The organism is Cellulomonas xiejunii, from assembly GCF_024508315.1.
GTDB classification, from domain to species: domain Bacteria; phylum Actinomycetota; class Actinomycetes; order Actinomycetales; family Cellulomonadaceae; genus Cellulomonas; species Cellulomonas xiejunii.
In genome coordinates this window covers 500,848-521,410 of sequence record NZ_CP101987.1, presented here as the reverse complement: position 1 = coordinate 521,410, position 20,563 = coordinate 500,848, and the positions used below count along the sequence as shown (strand labels likewise).

Sequence of the window (20,563 nt, the reverse complement as noted above, 5' to 3'; positions counted from 1 at the left end):
CAACAGAACGTTGTCAATGGAACGTTGAAGGAGCGCCGGTGCTCATACCGCTCGCGGACGCCACGGCCGCGACCTGCGGCGCGAAGGCCGGCACCCTCGGCCGGCTCGTCCGGGCGCGCCTGACCGTGCCGGACGGGTTCGTCGTGCCGTTCGCCGTCCACCGCGCCGCCCCGCACGGCGAGCCTCCCGACGACCTCCGCGACCACCTCGCACGGTCCCTCGCGACCCTCGGTGACGTGCCGGTCGCGGTGCGCTCGTCGGCCGCGGACGAGGACGGCCTGCACGCGTCGGCCGCAGGGCAGCACGAGACGGTGCTCGCGGTGCAGGGCGCCGACACGGTCGCCGCTGCGGTCCGCACCTGCTGGGCGTCGCTCGGCTCGACGCGCGCTCTCGCCTACCGCGACGCGACCGCGGACGGGACGGCCGGGAAGCCGACGATGGGCGTCCTCGTGCAGCGCCTGGTCGAGGCCGACGTCTCCGGTGTGATGTTCACGGCCCCCGACGCCGTCACCGTCATCGAGGCGTCCTGGGGGCTGGGCACGAGCGTGGTCGGCGGCACGGTGACGCCCGACACGTACCGCGTCGCCACCGACGGGATGGTGACCTGCGCGGTCGCGGACAAGCGCACCCGCGTGGACAGGGACGGGACGCGCGTCGTGACGAGGGACGTCCCCGAGCCGGACCGCACGCGCCCGACGCTCGCCGACGACGAGGCGCGCAGGCTCGCACGGCTCGGACGACGCATCACCGACGTCCTCGGTGGTGCGCAGGACATCGAGTGGGCGGTCGCGGGAGGGGCGACGTGGGTGCTCCAGGCGCGCCCGGTCACCGCACCGCCGCCCGGGCGGCCTTCCGGTGACGAGCACGGCGCGCCGCCCGCGCACGGCGCCCCGCACGTCGGCCCCGGCACGCTCGTGGGGACCCCCGGCAGCCGCGGCACCGCGACGGGCCCCGCACGCGTCGTGCGCGGCCCGGGCGACTTCGCCCGCGTGCGACCGGGCGACGTCCTGGTGTGCCCGTGGACCGACCCGGCGTGGACCCCGCTGCTGCGTCTCGCCGCCGGTGTCGTCACCGAGACCGGCGGGGTGCTGTCGCACGCCGCGATCGTCGCGCGCGAACGCGGCATCCCCGCCGTGCTGGGCGTGGCCGGCGCGATGTCGACCCTCGCCGATGGCGTCACGCTCACCGTCGACGGGGACGGCGGCACCGTCACGACGAGCGCGTGACCACGAGCACCGTCGTCCCCACCACCAGCACCTGAGGAGCCCGCATGGCCGTCCGCCACCTGTACCTCGCGCGGCACGGCGCGGCCGACGCCTTCGGCGAGCTCACTGCCGTGGGACGTCGGCAGGCGGACCTGCTGGGCGCGCGCCTCGCGCACCTGCCGCTCGACGCCGTGCGGCACTCCCCGCTGCCGCGGGCTGCCGCGAGCGCGTCGACACCCACGAGCTGCTCGTGACCCACGCCTATCCGATCGCGTGGCTGGTGCGGCACGCCCTCGACGCACCGGAGGCGCGGTGGCTCGGCCTGGAGAGCGCGAACGCCGCCCTCACGGCGATCGAGTACCGGCCGGGCGTCCCGCCGACGCTCGTGCTGTACAACGACATGGGCCACCTCCCGGCGGACCTGCGGTGGACGGGGTTCCGGCGGGCGACCGCACCCTGACCGGTCGGGCACACGGTCCCCGCTGTCGAAGCGTTTCACCGCTGGACCGGCTGGGCCGCGTGCGTACTCTCGACGAGCACGTTGTGAACGTTCACGGCGGGGCGCCCAGCCCTCCGCACCGGATCCTCGGCCGACTCCCTGCGAGAGTCGGGCGCGCCCGCCGTGACGCCCCGCCGGACACCGACGTCCGCCGGGTCGGTCCGGCCCGCGCTCGGGCCACGTCCGCGAGGAGACCTCCGTGTCCCGCAGCCGTCCACGCTCCAGGCTCCACACGTTCGCGCTCGCCCTCGTCCTGCTGGTGTCGCCCGTCGTGGGCCTCGCCGCACCCGCCGCCGCGGCGCCCGCCCCCACCGTGGACGAGCCCGCGCCCCTGCCACCGCTCGGCTGGAACAGCTGGAACACCTTCTACTGCAACATCAACGAGCAGATGATCCGCCAGGCGGCGGACGCGATGGTCAGCTCCGGCATGGCCGCCGCCGGCTACCAGTACGTCGTCGTCGACGACTGCTGGATGCAGGACACCCGCGACGGCTCAGGCAACCTGCGGGCCAACACCTCGCGCTTCCCGTCCGGCATGAAGGCCCTCGGCGACTACATCCACTCCAAGGGCCTGAAGTTCGGGCTCTACCACGCCCCGCGCGAGAAGACGTGCGACCAGTACTTCAACAACCGCCCCGGGACGTCGTCCAACGGTTACGAGACGCGCGACGCCCAGCTGTTCGCGTCGTGGGGCGTCGACTACGTCAAGCACGACTGGTGCGACCCGCGCGGCAACGTGCAGGAGCAGGTGACGCTGTTCCAGCGGTTCGGCGACGCGCTCAAGGCGACCGGCCGCCCGATCGTCTACTCGATCAACCCCAACAGCGCGCACGACAACACCGCCCCGACGTACTCCGGCTGGGGCGCGTTCGCGGACATGTGGCGCACGTCCGAGGACCTCAAGGACGCGTGGTCGACCGGCTGCCCGCCGTCGGACCAGTGGTGCTTCGTCGGCATCACCGAGGCCCTCGACATCATCGAGCCGATGCGCGAGTGGACGAAGCCGGGTCAGTACAACGACCCCGACATGCTGATGGTCGGCGTCCGCAACACCCTGTCGCCCACCGAGAACCGCGCACACATGAGCATGTGGGCGATGCTGTCCGCGCCGCTCATCGCCGGCAACGACATCCGGAACATGAGCGCCGACGTCCGCAACATCCTCACCAACCGCGACGTGCTCGCGATCGACCAGGACCCGCTCGTGCGCCAGGCCGACCGGGTGCGCGACGACGGCGACGCCGAGGTGTGGGTCAAGCCCCTGGCCGACGGGTCCGCGGCCGTGGCGCTGCTCAACCGCGGCGGCAGCGCCCGGACGATCTCCGCGAGCCTCACCGAGGCGGGACTGCCGACGGGCACGGCGACGTTCCGGGAGCTGTGGACGGGCGCGTCCGGCCAGACCGGCGACCGGATCACCGCGACGGTTCCGGCGCACGGCGTCGCGCTCTACCGCATCACCCCCGGCGGGACGGGCCCCGACCCGACGGCGTCGCCCACGCCGACGCCGACGCCCACGCAGCAGCCCGGCACCGCCACGACGCTCGTCAGTGCGTCGTCCGGCCGCTGCCTGGACGCCCCGAACGGCGCGACGACCAACGGCACCAAGCCCGTGATCTGGGACTGCCACGGCGGGGCCAACCAGCGCTGGGAGGCCACGGGCGCGCAGCTGCGCGTGCTGGGCCGCTGCCTGGACGCGGCACCCGGTGCCGCGGCCGGCAGCGCCGTGCAGCTGTGGGACTGCCACGGCGGCACCAACCAGCAGTGGACGTTCCAGTCGAACGGCACGATCCGCGGCGTCGCGTCCGGCCTGTGCCTCGACGTCGACCGCAACCTCACCGCCAACAACACCGCAGTGCTGCTGTGGCACTGCTCCGGCGCGGCCAACCAGACGTGGAGCCGGCGATGACCCGCCGGTGGCGCGTGGCGGCGCTGGCGGTCGCAGCCCTGCTCACGCCCGTCGCCCTCGCCGTCCCGGCGCAGGCGGACAACCCGATCGTCCAGACGATCTACACGGCCGACCCGGCCCCGCTGGTGCATGACGGCCGGCTCTACGTCTACACGACCCACGACGAGGACGGCTCGACCTGGTTCACCATGAAGGACTGGCGGGTCTGGTCGACGACCGACATGGCGAACTGGACCGACCACGGCTCCCCCATGAGCCTGGCGACGTTCTCGTGGGCGCAGTCCGACGCCTGGGCGGGGCAGGTGGTCGAGCGGGACGGACGGTTCTACTTCTACGTGCCGGTCGTCAAGCGCGGCGGCGGCAACGCCATCGGCGTCGGGGTGTCGGACAGCCCCACCGGGCCGTTCCGCGACGCGATCGGGCGGCCCCTGGTCGACAACGCCGAGATCGACCCGAGCGTGATGATCGACGACGACGGCCAGGCGTACCTCTACTACGGCAACCCGAACCTCTGGTACGTCAAGCTCAACCGCGACATGGTGTCGCTGGCCGGCAGCCCCGCCCGGATCCCGCTGACGACGGCGGGGTTCGGCACCCGCCCGGGCAACGTCGCGCAGCGGCCCACCCTCTACGAGGAGGGCCCGTGGGTCTACCAGCGCAACGGCACGTACTACAACGTCTTCGCGGCGGCGTGCTGCAGCGAGTTCATCGGCTACTCGACGGCACCCGGACCGACCGGCCCGTGGACGTACCGCGGCGTCGTCATGCCCACGCAGGGCGGCAGCTTCACCAACCACCCGGGGGTCGTCGACTACCGGGGCAGGTCGTACTTCTTCTACCACAACGGTGCGCTGCCGGGCGGGGGCGGGTTCACGCGCTCGGTCGCCGTCGAGCAGTTCACCTACGGCGCCGACGGGTCCATCCCGACGCTGTCCATGACGAGCGCCGGCCCGCCGCAGATCGAGCCGCTCGACCCCTACGTGACGCAGCAGGCCGAGACGAGCGCGTGGGCCAGCGGCGTCGAGACCGAGCGCGCCACCGAGGGCGGCATGAACGTCGGGTGGATCGACGACGGGGACTGGCTGAAGGTCAAGGGCGTCGGGTTCGGCACCGGCGCGGCGACGTTCAGCGCACGCGTCGCGTCGGCCACGAGCGGCGGACGCATCGAGGTCCGGCTCGACAGCACGACCGGCCCGCTGGCCGGCACGTGCACCGTGCCGGGAACGGGCGGGTGGCAGACGTGGACGACCGTGAGCTGCGGCGTCACCGGCGCCACGGGGACGCGGGACCTGTACCTGCGGTTCGCCGGGTCCGGCGGCAGCCTGTTCAACCTGACCAGCTGGCAGTTCGCCCGCGGGGGTGGCACGACGCCCACGGACGTCCGCGTCGTCAACCGGGCCAGCGGCAAGGTCATGGACGTCCAGGCCCCCAACCGCGACGACCTCGCGGTGGTCGGTCAGTGGGCGAGCAACGGCCAGCCGTGGCAGCGCTGGCACGTCGTCGACGCGGGCGGCGGGTACGTGACGCTGCGCAGCGTGCACAGCGGCAAGTGCCTCGACGTCAGCGGTGCGTCGACGGCGGACGGCGCCCGGCTCATCCAGTACACGTGCCACGACGGCGCCAACCAGCAGTTCCAGTGGCGACCCACGGGTGACGGCTACGACCAGCTGGTCAACCGCAGCAGCGGCCGCTGCGTGGGCGTCGTCGGGGCGTCGACGGCGGACGGCGCGGCGCTCGAGCAGCGCACGTGCACGTCGGCGGCAACGTCCCAGTGGAGCCGCGAGTCCTGACGCCACGGCCCGCGCGAGGTCGGCGGCTCCCGGAGGCCTCGGGGCCGCCGACGTCGTGTGCTGGAGAGGTGTCGGTGCGCGGTCGTTCGGCGGCAGCGAGCGGCACGACGCAGAGGGGCCGCCCCTGGGGTTCGAAGGTGCGCAGCAGGGGTACGGCGTCAGCTACTTGCTCGTCAGCGGCGGCCCGGGGAAGGAACCGCCTCTCGCCTCACTCCTCCTTGAGCGCCCGGGCCAGCTGGTCCGACATGGGCTTGAGCAGGTAGGACAGGACGGTCCGTCGCCCCATCTGCAGCTGCGCCTCGACCGGCATGCCGGCGACGAACGCCTCGCGCAGGGATCCCGGCGCGTCGTCGTCGACGGACAGCCGCGCGACGTAGTTCGTCTCCCCTGTCGACGGGTCGACCGACGGCGCCGCCGAGACCGTCGTCACGACCCCCCAGACCTCAGGTGTCGTCTCGGCGTCCACGCTTGCGAGGGTCGTCCCGCTGCCCCTGACCAGGTCGAGCCACACGAGAGCCTCGGACGCGCTGAGCTGCTGACCGGCTGCGACGCGAGAGTCGAGCCATGAGAGCAGGCCGCCACTCTCGGCTACCTGCTCTGCCACGACAGGGCGGATCGCGTCCATCTCGACTTCCATGATGAATGCGTCATGGTTCACGACCTGCTCAGTCATTGGTCTCACCATCCGTGGGAACGCCGTCGCGGTAACCGAAATCTGCCAACCCGTAGATCGGGCAGTCTCCGGAGATCAGCCTGACGCGTAGACCGGGGGCTGGCGCCCCCAATTGCGCGGCCCTAGCGGTCAGGAAGGCGAGCACAGCCTCGGACGCGAGTTCCTCGATTGCGAATCTCTCCTCTGGGTCGTCGAAAGAGTGAGCCTGGATCCCGTGGGTGAAAGCCGCCGTGTGGCTGTGCCCGAAAATCGTTATCTGGTGCACCGGTACGCCCTGTTCCTCAACGAACGGATCCAGTTCGAACGGGATCCTCGCGCCTCGCACGCACAGCAGGAAGACGCGGTGCCCGGTGGGGCCGTTCGTCCCCAGCCCCCGCAGCCATACGTCACGATCGTGGTCGACGACATACCACACTCTCGTGAGGGAGGTCAGCTCAGGCGGCATCACTTCGTAACGGAACATCTCGACTCCTCGACGTGGCCGACAGCGTGAGGGACGCGCCCCTGCACAGACTGCCCAAGCGGCGCGCGAAAGGTAGCGTGACCTGCCCTAGGACCCGCAAGCCAGTCGCCTGTCGTCCCGCCAGACAAGACGCCCACCGCTCACGAAACGCCCACCAGTCGCAACGGGGCAGCCGGCCGCAGGGCTGAGCCTGGGACGTCGGAGCGACCAGTGGCCGCCGAGCCTCCTCACCCGGCCGGGGGAGTCCCGTCGCCGTGCCCGGAGTCGTGACGCGGGTGCGCGGTGTGCCGACCAGCGACGCGCCGCGCTCGGGCACCCCGGAGTTCGCGTCGGACCCGTCCTCGACACCGGGTAGGCGATGCTGTCCCCGTGCGGATCACGACGCTCGGGGCGCTGACCGTCGACGGTCGAGCCGTACGCGGCGACCGCCTCGTCGCGCTCCCGGACGCGCCCGACCTCGCCCCGTCCTCCGACAGAGTGGCGGGCTCGTAGAGGAAGTCGGAGAGGAAATCCTTGACCTGCTGGGCCGAGCCATCCGTCGACGCGAAGGCCAGACGGCGCGCCGCGTTGTTGAAGGCCGTGCTGGCGAGGAGCTGTCCCACGTGCGAGTGATCGATGATCCTCACGGTGTCGACGTTGTGTTCGCCGATGGCGGCCGCACTGCCGCCGGCGGTACCGGCGCTGTAGAGGATCGTGACACTCGGGGCGGAGCTCCCCTTCCAGGGCGCCACTGACGTCGCGTCCGCCAGCATCGTCAGGTTCTGAGCGGTGAGTGGCTGCGGCCCGCTACTCGCGAGGTCGAGCCAGGCGAGCGCCTCACTCGCACTCAGCTGCGTCCCCGAGGCGGCGCGCTGCTGGAGTCACTGGGTCGCACCGCCGGCCGCTTGGATCTGCTCCGCGATGACGGCCGAACAACATCGATCTCGAGCTGGAGGAACAGCGCGTCGGTCTCAGCCATTCGAGTCACCGCCCGTGGAGAGCTCCGTGCCGTAGCCGAAGTCGGCAAGGACGTGGACTGGAGCATGACGACCGGGAAGCCTGACGCGATGCTGTTCGGGCGGCAGCCCATAATGCGTCCGCTCTCCCGCGCGGTATGCGAGCAGCGCCTCGGCGGCGAGCTCCTCCAGCGCGACGCGCTCGTCCTCGTCCGGGAACGTCTGCCACGGGATGCCGTGCGCGAACCTCGCCTGGTGGCTGGCACCGAACGTCTGCATCTGCTCGACCAGGGCGCCTTCGTCCGTGTCGGAGACCTCGAAGGCGATCATCTTGCCGCGGACGGACAGGGCATAGACCCTGTCGCCACTCGGGCCGCTCGTGCCCAGGCTGCGCAGCCACACGTCCCGGTCGCGATCCACTACGTACCAGTCGTTGCTGAACACGGTCAACTCTGGTGGCGTCTTCTCGTAACGGAACATCGCGTCTCCTCGACATGGCCACCCGCCCGGCGGGACAGTCACCCGCGTGGCGCGCGAAAGCTAGCGTGACCTGCCCTAGTACCTGCAAGCCGGACGCTTACCGGTCCCATCAGACAAGACGGACAGCCGTCCAACTGGTCTTCACTCGCGCTGAGTTGCGACCCTGACGTGGCGCGTTGCGCCAGCCACTGGGCTGCGCCTCCTGCCTGTGCGATCTCTCGGCGACGACTGGCCGGAGCGCGGCCACCTCAGCCTCGAGCACGACCTGGTCGTCGGCCGGAAGGTCAGTCGTTGATCGCACCGTCTGTCGAGACTCCGCCGTCATACCCGAAGTCGGTCAGGTTGTACACCGGCTGGTCACCGGCGGAGAGCGCCACGCGATGGCCCTCGGAGGTCCGGCCGAACCTGGCGCGCTGACCCGCGTGGTACACGAGCAGGGCTTCAGCTGCGAGTTCCTGCAGGGCGAACGTCTCGTCGGGGTCGGGGACGTCCTGCACCCGGATGCCGTGCGCGAACTCTGCCTGGTAGCTGCGGCCGAAGGTCGTGATCTGGTGCACCACGAGACCGTCGGTGACACCGTCGTTGGCTACCTCGAAGGCGATCTTGCGGCCTCGGACGCACAGGGCGAACACCAGGTCACCCCGCGGACCGTTCGACCCCAGGCTCTCCATCCAGACGTCCCGCTCGCGGTCCACGACGTACCACGAGTGCGAGTCGTAGGTCAGATCCGGCGGCATCTTCTCGAAACGGAACATCTCGACTCCTCGACGTGGCCCACAGCTTCGGGGCGCGCACGCGCGCAGACCACCCGGACGGCGGGCGAAAAGTAGCGTGAGCTGCCGAGGACCTGCGAGCCGGACGTCTGCCGGTCCCATCAGACAGGACGGATACCGTCCAGATGCCCGCGAGCATCAGCCGCTGGCCGCACCGGCCCCGCGATCCCGGCCGCCGGGGCTCGCGCTGCGCTTCTTCCGGGCCCGACATGCACGTCGCCCGGGCGAGGTCGCTGAGATTGTCGGCGGTCACCTGCCAGGGGCTGCTATGAGCCAGGTCGAGCCAGGCCACCGCCTCGCTCGCGCTGAGCTGAGAACTCGTCTACAGCCCGCTCAGCGTCGTTCTCGCTGTCGAATGGGAACGCCGTCGGGGTATCCGAAGTCGACAAGCTGGTGCACGGGGCCTCGTCCTTGCCGCTGAACGCGTACTCGCCGACGCCGTGCATGAACGAGGCTGTGTGGCTGGTGCCGAACGTGGTGATCTGGTGCACTCGCGTGCCGTCGACCTCGACAGAAGGGTCAACCTCGAAGGGAATCCTCGAGCCACGGAAGCACAACGCGAACACACGGTGTCCACGCGGACCGTTCGTCCCCAGGTCCTCCAGCCACACATCTCGGTCGTGGTCGACGACGTACCACGCATTCGAGCGGTAGGTCAGCTCCGACGGCATGCGTTCGTAACGGAACATCGCGACTCCTTGACATCGGCCTGCACCCCTGGGCCCCCGGTCGCGTGCGACGCACCACCGCGGCGGCCGCAAGCTAGCGCATCCCGGCGTCAGTGGTGCGTCGGGCGCGGACGGCGCCCGCCTCATCCAGTACACCTGCCACGGCGGCACCAACCAGCAGTTCACGTGGCGGTCGGGCGACGGGTACGAGCAGCTGGTGACCCGCAGCGGGAAGTGCGTGGGCGTGGTCGGCGGCTCGACGGCCGACGGCGCGGCGCTCGAGCAGCGCACGTGCACGTCGGCAGGCACGTTCCAGTGGAGCCGGGCGGCCTGACGACGGGTAGGTGCGGGTGCGCGAACCCCTCCCTTCACTCCTCCTTGAGCGCCCGGGCACTCGAACTGGGACGTGATCGCGTTGGACGCGAAGTTGGTCGCGTCCAGGGCCGCGGTGTGCGCCTCGATCCAGGTGGCTCCCCGGGCCAGCGCGGTGTCCCGCACCTCGACGAGGACGCTCCGGGAGACGCCGTTGATCGTGTCGACGTTCGGGTTGTCGAGGACGCCTTCGAGCTCCGTGACGGCGAAGGTGCGGTCGTTCAGTGACGTCGGCGTCAGGGTGATGACGTGGCCGCGCGTCTCCGCGGCGAACCGGGCGGACGCCTGGTCCCAGAGACCGCCCTCGGTACGCGTGCCGTCAACGGAGAGCGTCGCGGCCTCGAAGAGGAAGTTGTCCACCTGGGCCGGCACCGTCGGTCCCGTGCCGTTGTAGGTCGCGGCGATCGCGTCCTCGAGCGCCTCATGCATCTCGTCGCTCGACAGGAGCTGGCCGACGTGGGAGTTGTCGATGATCCTGACCGCGTCCGGGTTGTTCCTGGCCAAGGCTGTGGCCGTACCCCAGGCGGTGCCGTTGCTGTAGAGCACCGTCACCGGTGCGTTCGCGCTACCCTGCCACGGCCCCGCGGACGTCGCCCGCGCCAGGGCCGCGAGATGGTCCGTCGTCAGCGCCGTACCACTCTGACCTGCCACGTCCAGCCACGCCAGGGCCTCTCCCACGCTGAGCGAACGGCCGTCGGCGACGGACTTCTGCAGCCACTGGACCACGCCCCCGGCGTCGAGGACCTCGTCCACCAGGATCCCGCGGGCGGCGTAGGACTCCGCCAGGAGAACGGGACTCGTCGTCGTCATCGGTGGTCGACCTCCGCAGGAACCCCATCGGCATATCCGAAGTCGGACAGACGACGGACGCCGGCCTTGCGGGCACTGAGCCTGACCTGCAGGTCACCCGGGTCGTACCCTCTCCGGTGGGCCGCCGCGACCAGGAACGCGAGCATCCCCTCGACCGCCAGCTCCTCGAGCGCGAGCGCCACCTCCGGGTCCTCCGGAACGCGGTAGGGCTCGATGCCGTTCGAGTTCTGCGCCTTGAAGCTGTACCCGAACGAGGAGACCTCGTACATCTCGACACCGTCGAGGACGGCTCGGGTGTCTACCTCGAACGGCACCTTCGTCCCCCGCACGCAGAGCGCGAACACCCGGTGACCCTCCGGGCCGTTCGTGCCGAGGCTCTCCAGCCAGACGTCACGCTCTCGGTCGACCACGTACCAGGCGGCGCTCCGCCAGGTCAGGTCCGACGGCATGCGTTCGTAACGGAACATCGCGACTCCTCGACATCGGCCTGCACCCCTGGACCCCCGGTCGCGTGCGACGCACCACCGCGGCGGGCGCAAAATAGCGCATCCCGGCTGGTGGCGGGCGGGTTCGACGATTCACTCTTCTGAGGCGATACGGGCACTCGCCACCGCGCCACACCCTCGGACGACCCGCTGAGGTCAGGCGCGGACAGCGCCATCCCGAGGGCGCCGGCGGTTCCGTTGCCTCAGCGATGCCGCGGCCGACCACCCGTCACCCGACGCCGTCACGCCGCTCGACGTCCGTGGGGATCCCGCCGGCGTAGCCGTAGTCGGCAAGGCGGCGCACGGGAACGCCCGGGACGTTCAGCTGCACCTGCAGGTCGCCGGGGTCGTACCCCATCCGGTCGGCCTCCGCGACCATGAACGCGAGCATCCCCTCGACCGCCAGCTCCTGGAGCACGAGCGCGTCGGCCTCGGGTACCGGGTACGGCTCCCACGGCTCGATACCGTGCGAGACCTGCGCCTTGCGGCTGAACCCGAACGAGGTCACCTGGTGCATGCGGACGCCGCCCACGTCGCCCCGCGGGTCCACCTCGAAGGGGAGCTTCCTCCCGCCGACGCAGACCGCGAGCACCCGGTGCCCGACCGGGCCGTTCGTGCCGAGGCTCTCCAGCCAGACGTCACGCTCGCGGTCCACCACGTACCAGGCGGCGCTGCGCCAGGTCAGGTTTGACGGCATGCGTTCGTAACGGAACATCGCGACTCCTCGACATCGGCCTGCGCCCCTGGGCCCCCGGTCGCGTGCGACGCACCACCGCGGCGGTCGCAAATTAGCGCATCCCGGCTGGTAGCGGGCGGGTCTCGACGATTCACTTTCCGAGACGAGACGGGCACGTCGTCACCGCGCCACACCCCGGACGACCTGCTGACGTCAGGTGCGGACAACGCCATCCCGAGGGTGTCCGCGGTTCGTTGCCTCAGTGATGCCGCCATCACTCGATGCCGTGTCCGGACCGAGTCGTACGGTGGGACCGACACCGACGTCGACCGGTACACACCGCAGGGGGCCGGCATGGATGCGGACGACGACACCGTCAGCCCGAGAGTGATACCTGCCGACGCGCTGCGCCTCCCCGGGAGCCGCACGCTGCGGTTCGAGGGCGTGCACCACGGGTCCGGCGTGAGCTTCTTCCTCGTCACCAACAGCCCTGGTCAGGGGCCGGGGTTGCACCGGCACCCGTACACCGAGACGTGGTCCGTGCTCGAGGGTCGGGCGACGATCCGCATCGGCGAGCACGAGGTCGTCGCGCGGGTCGGTGACACCGCCGTCGTGCCGCCCGACACCTGGCACCGCTTCACCAACACCGGCGACGGCGACCTGCGGATGATCTGCATCCACGCGTCGCCCGTGATGATCCAGGAGAACGCCGACGACGCACGCTGAGCCAGATCGCGGTGCGACCGGCCGTCGTGGGCGCGCCGCCGCTCAGCGACCCCAGTGGTCCCGCAGCACGTCCAGGGCCTGTGGGTCGTCCTGGACGCGGTGGCCGTGACCCTCGAGGGTCACGTGCCGGGCACCCCGGGCGACCAGGGCCGCGGCGGTCTGCTCGTAGAGGGGGCTCCACCCGCCCGTGACGACGAGCGTCCCGACCGGCAGGCTCTGCTCGACCCGCAGCCCGACGCCCCAGGGCGGACGGAGTGCGCGCAGACGGGAGACGCGCGCGAACAGCTCCTCCTCCGGGACGTCCGGGGGCTCCATCCCCATCCCCTTCGCGAACACTCGCGAGAACTCACGCGCCGACACGGACGGGTCGGCGGCGACCTCGAACGCGGGCGCCATCGCCGCGATGTGCTCCTCGACGGCCGGATTCCCCCGCGCCAGGTCGAAGCACGCCGGCTCCAGGAGCGCCAGCGACCGCACGAGTCCGGGCTCGGTCTGGGCCGCCAGCACCGCGGCGTTCGCGCCGTACGAGTGGGCGACGACGTGCCCCCCGCCGCGTGCCCGGAGCCACTCCAGCAGACGTCCGGCGTCCCGAGCGGCGTCGTCGGCAACGCCCTCTCGCGTCAGGAACAGCCAGCCGGGCTCTGCCGCCTCCGCCTGCTGCGGCCAGCTCGCGGCTCCCGCTCGGCCCGATCCGTGGACGAACACGACATCCATGGCGGGCATGATGCCGCACTCCCGGCGCCCGCGCGGCACCGGCGGCCTACGGTCGGGTCCCCTCCCGGCGACCCACCCCTTTGGCGGCTTCTGGACCCTCAGAAGCCGCCAAAGGGGTCGTTCGAAGAGAGTGACCGCCGTCCGGATGGCGTCCCGCTCCGGTGTCAGATTGAGTTGACATCTGCACGATGTCAGACCAGGCTGACACCCATGGACCTCAGGCAGGTGGAAGCAGCGGCGTCGACGGACGACCCCCGGGACGGGCTGCGGACGGTCCTCGCGCTGCACCGCCTGGCGGACAGACTCGAGGACCTGCACGTGGCGCGCGCGCGGGAGCAGGGGATGTCCTGGGCGGACATCGCCACGGAGCTCCAGGTGACCCGCCAGACCGTCCACAAGAAGCACACCCGACCGCGCGGCGCACGCAGATGGAGCAACGATGCTGATCTATGACGACACGTTCGCCGCGGCGATGACGGCGACGCAGGCCGAGGCGACCGCCCTGGGCGCGCGCGCCTACGGCTCCGAGCACGTGCTGCTCGGCCTGCTCGTCGCCGATGACGAGCTGACGCGTCAGGTCGTCGGGTCGTTCCCCGCTCTGACGCCCGCAGCCGTGCGGGCGGCCGTGCACGGCGCCCTGGACGACGCGCCGCACCTGGCCCGGCTGGGCCTCGCCGCCCCCGACCCGACGGGGAGCACGGGGGCGATGGCGGGACGTCCGCCACGCCCCAAGCACCTGCCCGAGCTGCAGTCGGCGCTGAACCAGGCGTCGGCGAAGTGGGCCCACCTGCGCAAGACCGGCGCCGTGCCGAAGGAGGGCAAGGTGGGCAGCACGGTGCTGTGGCTCGCCGTCCTGGAGCTGCCCGCACGCTCGCCGCACCTGCTGCGCGCGATGGGGATCGACCCCGACGGCGTGCGCGCGGCGGTCCTGTCCGCAGCCGTGCCGGCCGGCACCGAGGCACCCGCGTGGCCGGCCGAGGCCCCGACCGGCCCTTTCACGCGTCTCGTCCACCGGTTCTTCGGGCGGACGAACGTCGCGAACTGAGTCGCACGGCTCGCCGCCGTCGCCCTCGACCACCACGCAGGAGTGAGGGCGTGGGCCGCACCGGCCCACGCCCTCACCCTCGAACACGTCAGCTGCGGGACGCCATGTCCCTGGCTGCCACCAGACCGAAGACGACCGCGGGACCGATCGTCGACCCCGGGCCGGGGTACGTGCGACCCATGACCGACGCCGACACGTTGCCCGCGGCGTACAGGCCCTCGATCACCGAGCCGTCCGCCCGCAGCGCCCGCGCCCGCTCGTCCGTGACGATGCCGCCCTTGGTGCCCAGGTCTCCCAGGACCACCCGGAACGCCGTGAACGGACCCTTCTCGAGGGGGGCCAGGTTCGGGTTCGGGTGGACCGTCGGGTCACCGTAGTAGCGGTCGTACGCGGAGTTCCCGCGGCCGAAGTCGCCGTCGATGCCGGCCCGAGCGAACCCGTTGAACCGGGTGACGGTGGCACGCAGCGTCTCGGGGTCCATGCCGGTGGCGTCGGCGAGCTCGGCGAGCGTCCGCGCCTTCACCATGATTCCCTGCTCCGTCATCGCCCGGTTCGCGCGCGGGTCCAGCGTGAACGTCCGCAGGTAGCGCCGCGCGTGACGCACGTCCGCGACGAGCCAGTACGGACCGACGCCCTTGTCGTGCTCGAGCATGTGGTGCCCGAGGTCGACGTAGGACTCCGACTCGTTGGCGAACCGCGCCCCGTCCTTGTCCACCATGATCGAGTACGGCATCGACCGCTCCCCCACGATGAACGACGGGGCGCCGCCCTCGACGGGCGCGATCGACGCACCCCACCACGCGTCGTCCATGAGCTCCAGGTCGGCGCCGTTGCGCTGCGCGATCGCGATCGCCGTGCCCACGTTCCCCGGGTTGCCGGAGGTCGCGTGCTCGATGCCGTGGTGCTCACGGCGCCACTCCGCGTTCGCGTCGAACCCGCCCGCCGCGATCATGACGCCGCGGCGCGCACCCACCGTGACCTCCTTGCCGTCGCGGGACACCCGGACACCGGCGACGCGGCCGTCCACGATCACCAGGTCCTCGAGGGGGCTCTCGAGCCACAGCGGCACCTTGTGCTTCACCAGGACCGCCTGGCCGAACCCGGTCGCGAAGGCGTTGCCGATGCCCACGAGCCGCTTGCCGGTGACCACACCACCGAGGATCCGGAACACGACCTGCGCACCCCGGACCATCCCGCTCGGGGTCGACCAGGCGCGGCCGAGCAGCCACACGTCGTCCGTCTTGGCCGGCAGCGGGATGGCCCCGCGCAGCGACTTCCACCAGGACCCCAGCACCTTGGAGTCCAGCGGCTTCACCTCGATCGCGCGCCCGATCCGTCCGCCCGGCAGCTCCGGGTAGTAGTCGGGGTAGTCCGCGGCGCGCGCGAACACCACCCCGTTCTTCTCCGCGGTCGTCACCAGGTCCTCGACCCCGTCGACGAACGCCTCCTTGCGGGCGCGGGACGTCGCGCGGCCCTCGTCGCCGACCGTCGCCTCGAGGTACGCGAGCGCGTCCTCGCGGGTGTCGGCCACCCCCGCACGGGCCATGAGCGGGTTGTTCGGCAACCACATGCCACCGCCGGACATCGCTGTCGAGCCACCCCACTTGTCGGTGCTCTCCAGCAGCAGCACCGACAGTCCCTCGTCGACGGCGCCCATCGCCGTCGCGAGCCCTGCCCCTCCCGTGCCGACGACGACGACGTCGTACGTGTGGTCGAACTCCACGTCACACCTCCTGAGCGCGACCGGGCGGCGTTGCCCGGCCTGTGCGCGGCCGACGCCGTCGGCAGGTGGTCGACGAACGCCCCGGCAGGAAGGTCCGGGCGGGCCGCGCACCATGAGCATCGGCAGCGCACCACGCGGATCCGCAGGACGAAAGGCCTGCCTTCATGCCCGCGACCTGCGACGCGGCGGCTACGGGAGCGGGCCGGGCGCGCTCACCCGATGTCGACCGGTCGCCGCTCGTCGGCGGTCCACTCGGACAGCGAGCCGTCGTAGACGGCGACCTCGGTGCCGTCGACGACGAACGCCGCGAACGCCGGCAGGGTCGCGGCGATCCCGCCGCCGCAGTACGTGACGGCCCGCTCAGCCCCGAGCACACCGCCGTCCTGCAGCCGCTCACGCAGGCCGGCGACGGGCAGGAGCCGGCCGGTCGACAGGTCCAGGAGCTCGAACAGCGGCACGCTCACGCTGCCCGGGATGCGGCCGCGGCGCGGGTACGGGCACACGGCCTGCTCGCCGCGGAACGTCTCGGGGTCGAGCGCGTTGACGAGCACCCCCGGCGCATCGCCCGCCGACAGCCTCTCGACGTCCGGCAACGTCGCCAGCAGCTCCGGGCGCACGCGTGGCGTCAGCGTGCGCAGCGTCGCGCGCACTGCCGCGTCGTCCTCACCGCCCGACGCGACCGGCAGCCCCGCCGCCTGCCACGCACCGAGCCCGCCGTCGAACACCGACACCGCGTCGTGGCCGAGCCAGCGCAGCAGCCACCACACGCGCGTCGCCCACGCGTTGCCGACGTTGTCGTAGACGACGACGTGCGTGTCGTCCCCGACGCCCACGTCCCCGAACGCGGCGGCCAGCGCCTCCGACGACGGCAACGTGAACAGCTCGTCGGCCGCGGTGTCCGACAGCTCGTGCGTGACGTCGACGAACGCCGCCCCCGGCACGTGCGCCTCGAGGTACGCGTCGCGCAGCGGAGCAGCCGTGTACGGCTCCAGGTCGCCGTGCGTGGCCAGCGCGGTGGTCGCGTCGAGCACGACGACGGGGAGGACGGACGCCTCGAGCGTGGTGTGCAACAGCTCAGGGGTGACGAGCGCGGGCAGTGCGGGTGACATGGGAATCCCCTCGAACACGGACGACTCGGACGGACGTCGTGCGACGATACGCCCGACCCGGAACGTGGCGACAGACCGGACACCGGGCTGCCCGGGACGACCGGACGGGCGGCACGATGGTGGATCCGCTGGTCCGCCGCGGCTCCGAGCCGCCGTCGTGGAAGACGGCCAGGGCGATCCGGCTGCGGCGACGACTCGCCGACGTCAGTGCGCGACGGCGTGGTCCGACAACCAGCCGGCGATGGCGTCGAGCGTCAGGTGGTCGTCGCCCCCGGCCGCTCGGATGAACGCGTCACCGTCGTGCGGGCCGACGACGAGCGAGTACCCGTTGACCTCGTAGAACGACGCGACGAGGAGCCACGAGAGGCGCTTGTTGCCGTCGTGGAGCGGGTGCGAACGGTTGATCGCGTCGAGGAGGGCTGCCGCCTTGGCGTGGATCCCGACGTAGGCCTCAGCACCCCAGACGACCTGCGAGGGACGCGCGAGAGCCGAGGCGAGCGAGCCGGCGTCACGGATGTGGAGTCCGAACCGGTCGCAGATCAGCTTGGCCGTGCCGAGGGTCGGATACCAGACGCTCACCGGGACAACAGGTCGAGCAGGGTGGCGTCGCGCTCGGCGACCTTCGAGACCGCGTCGGCGAAGGCGTCCTCGACGACGGTCTGCTCGGCGAGCCGGCGGATCGCGAGGATCGCCGTGTCGTTCATCGACCGGTTCTCGCGCTCCGCGAGACGACGCAAGAGGGCGCTGTCCTCGTCGCTCATGCGCAACGACATCGTCGACATCCCGACCTCCTCGGTATCACTGTGCCACCAGCGTACGCCGACATCGTCGAACACCCGACGACGCCCCCGCGAGCGCGATCCGGCCAGGTTCGCGTCGTGGCTCGACTCCCACGTGCCGCGATGGCGCGACTCGCCCGGGTGACGCACCGGGTGGGACGAGCGGGATCAGGAGGCCTCGTCGTTAGCGAGGGCGGAAACCGCTCACCGCCGACACGAACCGCTCAGGGTCGTCGAGCCACGGGTAGTGGCCCGCCCCGGGCTGCACCGCGAGGGTCGCGTCCGGGAACAGGGCGGCGTAGTCGGCGGCACGGGCGGGAGGGAGGGCCACGTCGAGCTCACCCGCCACGAGCAGCACGGGGGCGCGCAATGCGCCGAGCGCGGCACGGGTGCCGTCGACGTCGAGATCGAGGTCGTAGTAGGCGGCCGCCGCCTCGTCGTTGCGGCCGGCGTCGAGCGCCGGGAGGAGGTCGCGACGCTCCTCGTCCCAGCGGCCGTGCAGGAACGGTGTGATCGCGTCGACGTCCGCGACCGTCGCGTCCCCCGACCAGATGCGCTCGAACGCGGCCCACGCCGTGGGGAACCAGGGCTCGTCGCGGCGCTGCTCGGCCACAGCACGGCGGTCCGCGTCCGTGACCTCGACCCCCACCACCCGCGGGCTCGGTGCGACGAGGACCAGCGAGCCCACCCGCTCCGGGTACCGCGCCGCGTACAGCACCGCGATCGCGGCACCGGCCGAGTGCGCGAGCAGGTCGAGCCGGTCGGCGCCGCGGTGCCGACGCAACGCCTCGAGGTCGTCGACCTGACGGTCGCAGCGGTAGGTGGCGACGTCCGCCGGGACGCCGGACCCGCCCGTCCCTCGCGGGTCGAGCAGCAGCAGGGAACGGTGCGCCGCCAGGCCGCCGAGGTCACCCAGGTAGGACGACGCCTGCATCGGACCACCGGGCAGGCAGACGAGCGGCTCCCCCGCACCGGTGATGTGCGCGACGAGCGCCGTGCCGTCAGCTCCCTCGAAGCCGACCTCGGTCGGCCCGCTCACACGGGCCGCCCGGAGACGGGCGTCGACGTCGGGCCGGCCTGCGACGGAGCGGGGATGACGCGCACAGGTCGAGTATGGCGAGGCGGCAACCGGCGGGCGAGGGCGGTTCCTGCTCGAGGTCTCGCGTCCCGACGGTGCCATGTGGCCACCGTCAGGCGAGGTGTGGACGCCCGTCACACGCGACCGCTGAGCCGCTCGCGCTGCGCGTGCGCGCGGGCCTTCATGCGGTTCCCGCACGTCGCCATCGAGCACCACTTCGCAGTGCCGGGACGGCTGTGGTCGACGAGGAAGAGGTTGCACTCGTCGTTGGCGCAGGGACGCAAACGGCCCGGGAGCTCCTGCTGGACCCGCGCCCACGCGAGGACGGTGCGTGCCGCGAGCCGCTCGTCGGCCGGGGCACGCAGGTCCCAGTCGATCCCCGTGGCGGTCACCTGCGGCACGATGACGGCGACGCCGATGGCGGCGGACAGCTGCTGCGGCGCGTCGCCCTGCCCGCGGACGGCCGCGTGCACCGCCGCACGGGCGCGCCGCAGCGCACGGAGCTCGACGTCCGAGCCCGTGCCCCCGAACCGGGTGGCGAGCTGTTGCCCCTGCGCCCCGTCGAGCTGCTCGGTGACGGCGCCGTCGACCACCGGGCTGCTGTTGAGCACGTCCAGGAGCAGGTCCTCGTCCTCGAGCATCCTCCGCCACCTTCCTGAGCCGCCGGCCGGTCGGCCATTGCCGAGCGTACGACCCCATGCTACGGTCCGCTAACCATTAAATCCACTGTTAGGGGTTAGTCATGAGCGCCGGAACGCACCACCGGACCGTCACCGTCAACGGGCTCGACGTCTTCTACCGCGAGGCCGGGCCGCAGGACGCCCCGGTGATCCTGCTCCTGCACGGGTACCCGACGAGCTCGCACATGTTCCGCCACCTCATCCCGGCGCTGTCGGACACGTACCGCGTCATCGCCCCGGACCACATCGGGTTCGGCCGCTCGTCGGCACCGTCCACCGACGAGTTCGACTACACGTTCGACGCCCTCGCCGACGTGACCGCCACGTTCGTCAAGGCACTCGGGCTCACCCGGTACACCGTCTACGTCCAGGACTACGGCGCGCCGATCGCGTGGCGTCTCGCGCTGGCCGACCCCACCGCGGTCGAGGGCGTCATCTCGCAGAACGGCAACGCCTACGAGGACGGCTTCGTCCCGGACTTCTGGGAGCCGATCTGGGCGGACGCGGCCCACCGCACGGCAACGACACGGGACGCGCTGCGTCCGGCCCTGGGCCGGGCCGCCGTCGAGTGGCAGTACACGCACGGCGTGCCGGACCCCTCCCTCGTCGACCCCGACGCCTGGGAGCACGACATCACGCTGCTGCAGCGGCCCGGCCAGGACGCCGTGCAGCTCGACCTCTTCCGCGACTACGCGAGCAACCGCGACCTCTACCCCGAGCTGCACGACTGGCTCCGCACGTCCGGGGTCCCGGTGCTCGCCATCTGGGGACGCAACGACGAGATCTTCGCGGCGGCCGGCGCCGAGGCCTTCCGCCGCGACGTACCGGGCGCGCGCGTCGAGCTCCTCGACGGGGGCCACTTCCTCCTCGAGACACACCTCGACGAGGTGGCCGCGTCGATCCGGGACTGGCGCAGCACCTTCTAGCGCCGGCAGAAGGCCGTCACCGCCCGCACGAACCGGCCGGGTCGCGAT

Annotated in this window: 23 protein-coding genes; 9 read left to right on the top strand and 14 right to left on the bottom strand. The window is 71.9% G+C overall.

Features of this window, described 5'->3' with window-relative positions; translation table 11 throughout:
* The first annotated feature begins 38 nt into the window (after positions 1 to 38).
* The 5 genes from NP048_RS02575 to NP048_RS02560 all read left to right on the top strand — a co-directional run bounded on the left by NP048_RS02575 (position 39) and on the right by NP048_RS02560 (position 5,400).
* Positions 39 to 1,226 (top strand): PEP/pyruvate-binding domain-containing protein, encoded by a 1,188-nt coding sequence (locus NP048_RS02575; protein ID WP_227577935.1) that lies wholly within the window; start codon positions 39 to 41, stop codon positions 1,224 to 1,226.
* 44 nt (positions 1,227 to 1,270) lie between these two features.
* The gene (locus NP048_RS19345) at positions 1,271 to 1,459 is read left to right on the top strand and encodes a histidine phosphatase family protein (RefSeq protein ID WP_308054111.1); all 189 of its coding nucleotides are present in this window, start codon (positions 1,271 to 1,273) and stop codon (positions 1,457 to 1,459) included.
* Positions 1,456 to 1,665 (top strand): histidine phosphatase family protein, encoded by a 210-nt coding sequence (locus NP048_RS19340; RefSeq protein ID WP_308054110.1) that lies wholly within the window; start codon positions 1,456 to 1,458, stop codon positions 1,663 to 1,665. Before NP048_RS19345 ends, NP048_RS19340 begins: the two co-directional genes overlap by 4 nt.
* 238 nt (positions 1,666 to 1,903) lie before the next feature.
* Positions 1,904 to 3,610, top strand: a complete 1,707-nt coding sequence (locus tag NP048_RS02565; protein WP_227577934.1) for a glycoside hydrolase family 27 protein — start codon at positions 1,904 to 1,906, stop codon at positions 3,608 to 3,610.
* The gene (locus NP048_RS02560) at positions 3,607 to 5,400 is read left to right on the top strand and encodes a family 43 glycosylhydrolase (protein WP_227577933.1); all 1,794 of its coding nucleotides are present in this window, start codon (positions 3,607 to 3,609) and stop codon (positions 5,398 to 5,400) included. Before NP048_RS02565 ends, NP048_RS02560 begins: the two co-directional genes overlap by 4 nt.
* 208 nt (positions 5,401 to 5,608) lie before the next feature.
* Here the strand turns inward: NP048_RS02560 and NP048_RS02555 are convergent, their stop codons facing one another.
* The 7 genes from NP048_RS02555 to NP048_RS02525 all read right to left on the bottom strand — a co-directional run bounded on the left by NP048_RS02555 (position 5,609) and on the right by NP048_RS02525 (position 11,756).
* Positions 5,609 to 6,058, bottom strand: a complete 450-nt coding sequence (locus NP048_RS02555) for a beta-barrel domain-containing protein (protein WP_256769422.1) — start codon at positions 6,056 to 6,058, stop codon at positions 5,609 to 5,611.
* Positions 6,059 to 6,065: 7 nt separating this feature from the next.
* Positions 6,066 to 6,536, bottom strand: coding sequence for a hypothetical protein (locus NP048_RS02550; RefSeq protein WP_227577931.1), 471 nt, complete (start codon positions 6,534 to 6,536; stop codon positions 6,066 to 6,068).
* A 950-nt stretch (positions 6,537 to 7,486) separates the two neighbouring features.
* Positions 7,487 to 7,951 carry a hypothetical protein gene (locus tag NP048_RS02545; protein ID WP_227577930.1) on the bottom strand — a complete coding sequence of 155 codons (465 nt, stop codon included), beginning with the start codon at positions 7,949 to 7,951 and terminating at the stop codon, positions 7,487 to 7,489.
* A 284-nt stretch (positions 7,952 to 8,235) separates the two neighbouring features.
* Positions 8,236 to 8,706, bottom strand: a complete 471-nt coding sequence (locus tag NP048_RS02540) for a hypothetical protein (protein ID WP_227577929.1) — start codon at positions 8,704 to 8,706, stop codon at positions 8,236 to 8,238.
* A gap of 284 nt (positions 8,707 to 8,990) precedes the next feature.
* Complete coding sequence (locus NP048_RS19380) at positions 8,991 to 10,574, bottom strand: hypothetical protein (protein WP_431355885.1); 1,584 nt, start codon at positions 10,572 to 10,574, stop codon at positions 8,991 to 8,993.
* Positions 10,571 to 11,041: a hypothetical protein gene (locus NP048_RS02530; RefSeq protein WP_227577928.1), complete on the bottom strand. Its 471-nt coding sequence runs from the start codon at positions 11,039 to 11,041 to the stop codon at positions 10,571 to 10,573. The genes NP048_RS19380 and NP048_RS02530 overlap by 4 nt, the downstream gene beginning before the upstream one ends.
* Before the next feature lie 247 nt (positions 11,042 to 11,288).
* The gene (locus NP048_RS02525) at positions 11,289 to 11,756 is read right to left on the bottom strand and encodes a hypothetical protein (protein ID WP_256769421.1); all 468 of its coding nucleotides are present in this window, start codon (positions 11,754 to 11,756) and stop codon (positions 11,289 to 11,291) included.
* A gap of 333 nt (positions 11,757 to 12,089) precedes the next feature.
* On the opposite strand from NP048_RS02525, the gene NP048_RS02520 reads away from it, so the two are divergent.
* The gene (locus NP048_RS02520) at positions 12,090 to 12,461 is read left to right on the top strand and encodes a cupin domain-containing protein (protein ID WP_227577926.1); all 372 of its coding nucleotides are present in this window, start codon (positions 12,090 to 12,092) and stop codon (positions 12,459 to 12,461) included.
* 42 nt (positions 12,462 to 12,503) lie between these two features.
* Here NP048_RS02520 and NP048_RS02515 read toward each other — a convergent pair whose 3' ends face one another.
* Positions 12,504 to 13,175, bottom strand: coding sequence for an alpha/beta fold hydrolase (locus NP048_RS02515; RefSeq protein ID WP_227577925.1), 672 nt, complete (start codon positions 13,173 to 13,175; stop codon positions 12,504 to 12,506).
* A gap of 210 nt (positions 13,176 to 13,385) precedes the next feature.
* Here NP048_RS02515 and NP048_RS02510 point away from each other — a divergent pair, with 210 nt between their 5' ends.
* Positions 13,386 to 13,628, top strand: a complete 243-nt coding sequence (locus NP048_RS02510; RefSeq protein ID WP_227577924.1) for a helix-turn-helix domain-containing protein — start codon at positions 13,386 to 13,388, stop codon at positions 13,626 to 13,628.
* Positions 13,615 to 14,220, top strand: coding sequence for a Clp protease N-terminal domain-containing protein (locus NP048_RS02505; protein ID WP_227577923.1), 606 nt, complete (start codon positions 13,615 to 13,617; stop codon positions 14,218 to 14,220). Before NP048_RS02510 ends, NP048_RS02505 begins: the two co-directional genes overlap by 14 nt.
* An 88-nt stretch (positions 14,221 to 14,308) precedes the next feature.
* Here NP048_RS02505 and NP048_RS02500 read toward each other — a convergent pair whose 3' ends face one another.
* The 6 genes from NP048_RS02500 to NP048_RS02475 all read right to left on the bottom strand — a co-directional run bounded on the left by NP048_RS02500 (position 14,309) and on the right by NP048_RS02475 (position 19,550).
* Positions 14,309 to 15,943: an FAD-binding protein gene (locus NP048_RS02500; RefSeq protein ID WP_227577922.1), complete on the bottom strand. Its 1,635-nt coding sequence runs from the start codon at positions 15,941 to 15,943 to the stop codon at positions 14,309 to 14,311.
* Positions 15,944 to 16,155: 212 nt separating this feature from the next.
* The gene (locus NP048_RS02495) at positions 16,156 to 17,052 is read right to left on the bottom strand and encodes a sulfurtransferase (RefSeq protein WP_227577921.1); all 897 of its coding nucleotides are present in this window, start codon (positions 17,050 to 17,052) and stop codon (positions 16,156 to 16,158) included.
* Between the two features lie 204 nt (positions 17,053 to 17,256).
* Positions 17,257 to 17,631, bottom strand: a complete 375-nt coding sequence (locus tag NP048_RS02490) for a type II toxin-antitoxin system death-on-curing family toxin (protein WP_227577920.1) — start codon at positions 17,629 to 17,631, stop codon at positions 17,257 to 17,259.
* Positions 17,628 to 17,888: a ribbon-helix-helix domain-containing protein gene (locus NP048_RS02485; RefSeq protein WP_256769419.1), complete on the bottom strand. Its 261-nt coding sequence runs from the start codon at positions 17,886 to 17,888 to the stop codon at positions 17,628 to 17,630. Before NP048_RS02485 ends, NP048_RS02490 begins: the two co-directional genes overlap by 4 nt.
* Positions 17,889 to 18,015: 127 nt before the next feature.
* A complete protein-coding gene (locus NP048_RS02480) occupies positions 18,016 to 18,870 on the bottom strand; it encodes an alpha/beta fold hydrolase (RefSeq protein WP_227577918.1) in 855 nt (284 codons plus the stop codon).
* A 173-nt stretch (positions 18,871 to 19,043) separates the two neighbouring features.
* Positions 19,044 to 19,550, bottom strand: a complete 507-nt coding sequence (locus tag NP048_RS02475) for a CGNR zinc finger domain-containing protein (protein WP_227577917.1) — start codon at positions 19,548 to 19,550, stop codon at positions 19,044 to 19,046.
* A 101-nt stretch (positions 19,551 to 19,651) separates the two neighbouring features.
* Here NP048_RS02475 and NP048_RS02470 point away from each other — a divergent pair, with 101 nt between their 5' ends.
* Positions 19,652 to 20,515, top strand: a complete 864-nt coding sequence (locus NP048_RS02470; protein WP_227577916.1) for an alpha/beta fold hydrolase — start codon at positions 19,652 to 19,654, stop codon at positions 20,513 to 20,515.
* The last annotated feature ends 48 nt before the right edge of the window (positions 20,516 to 20,563 follow it).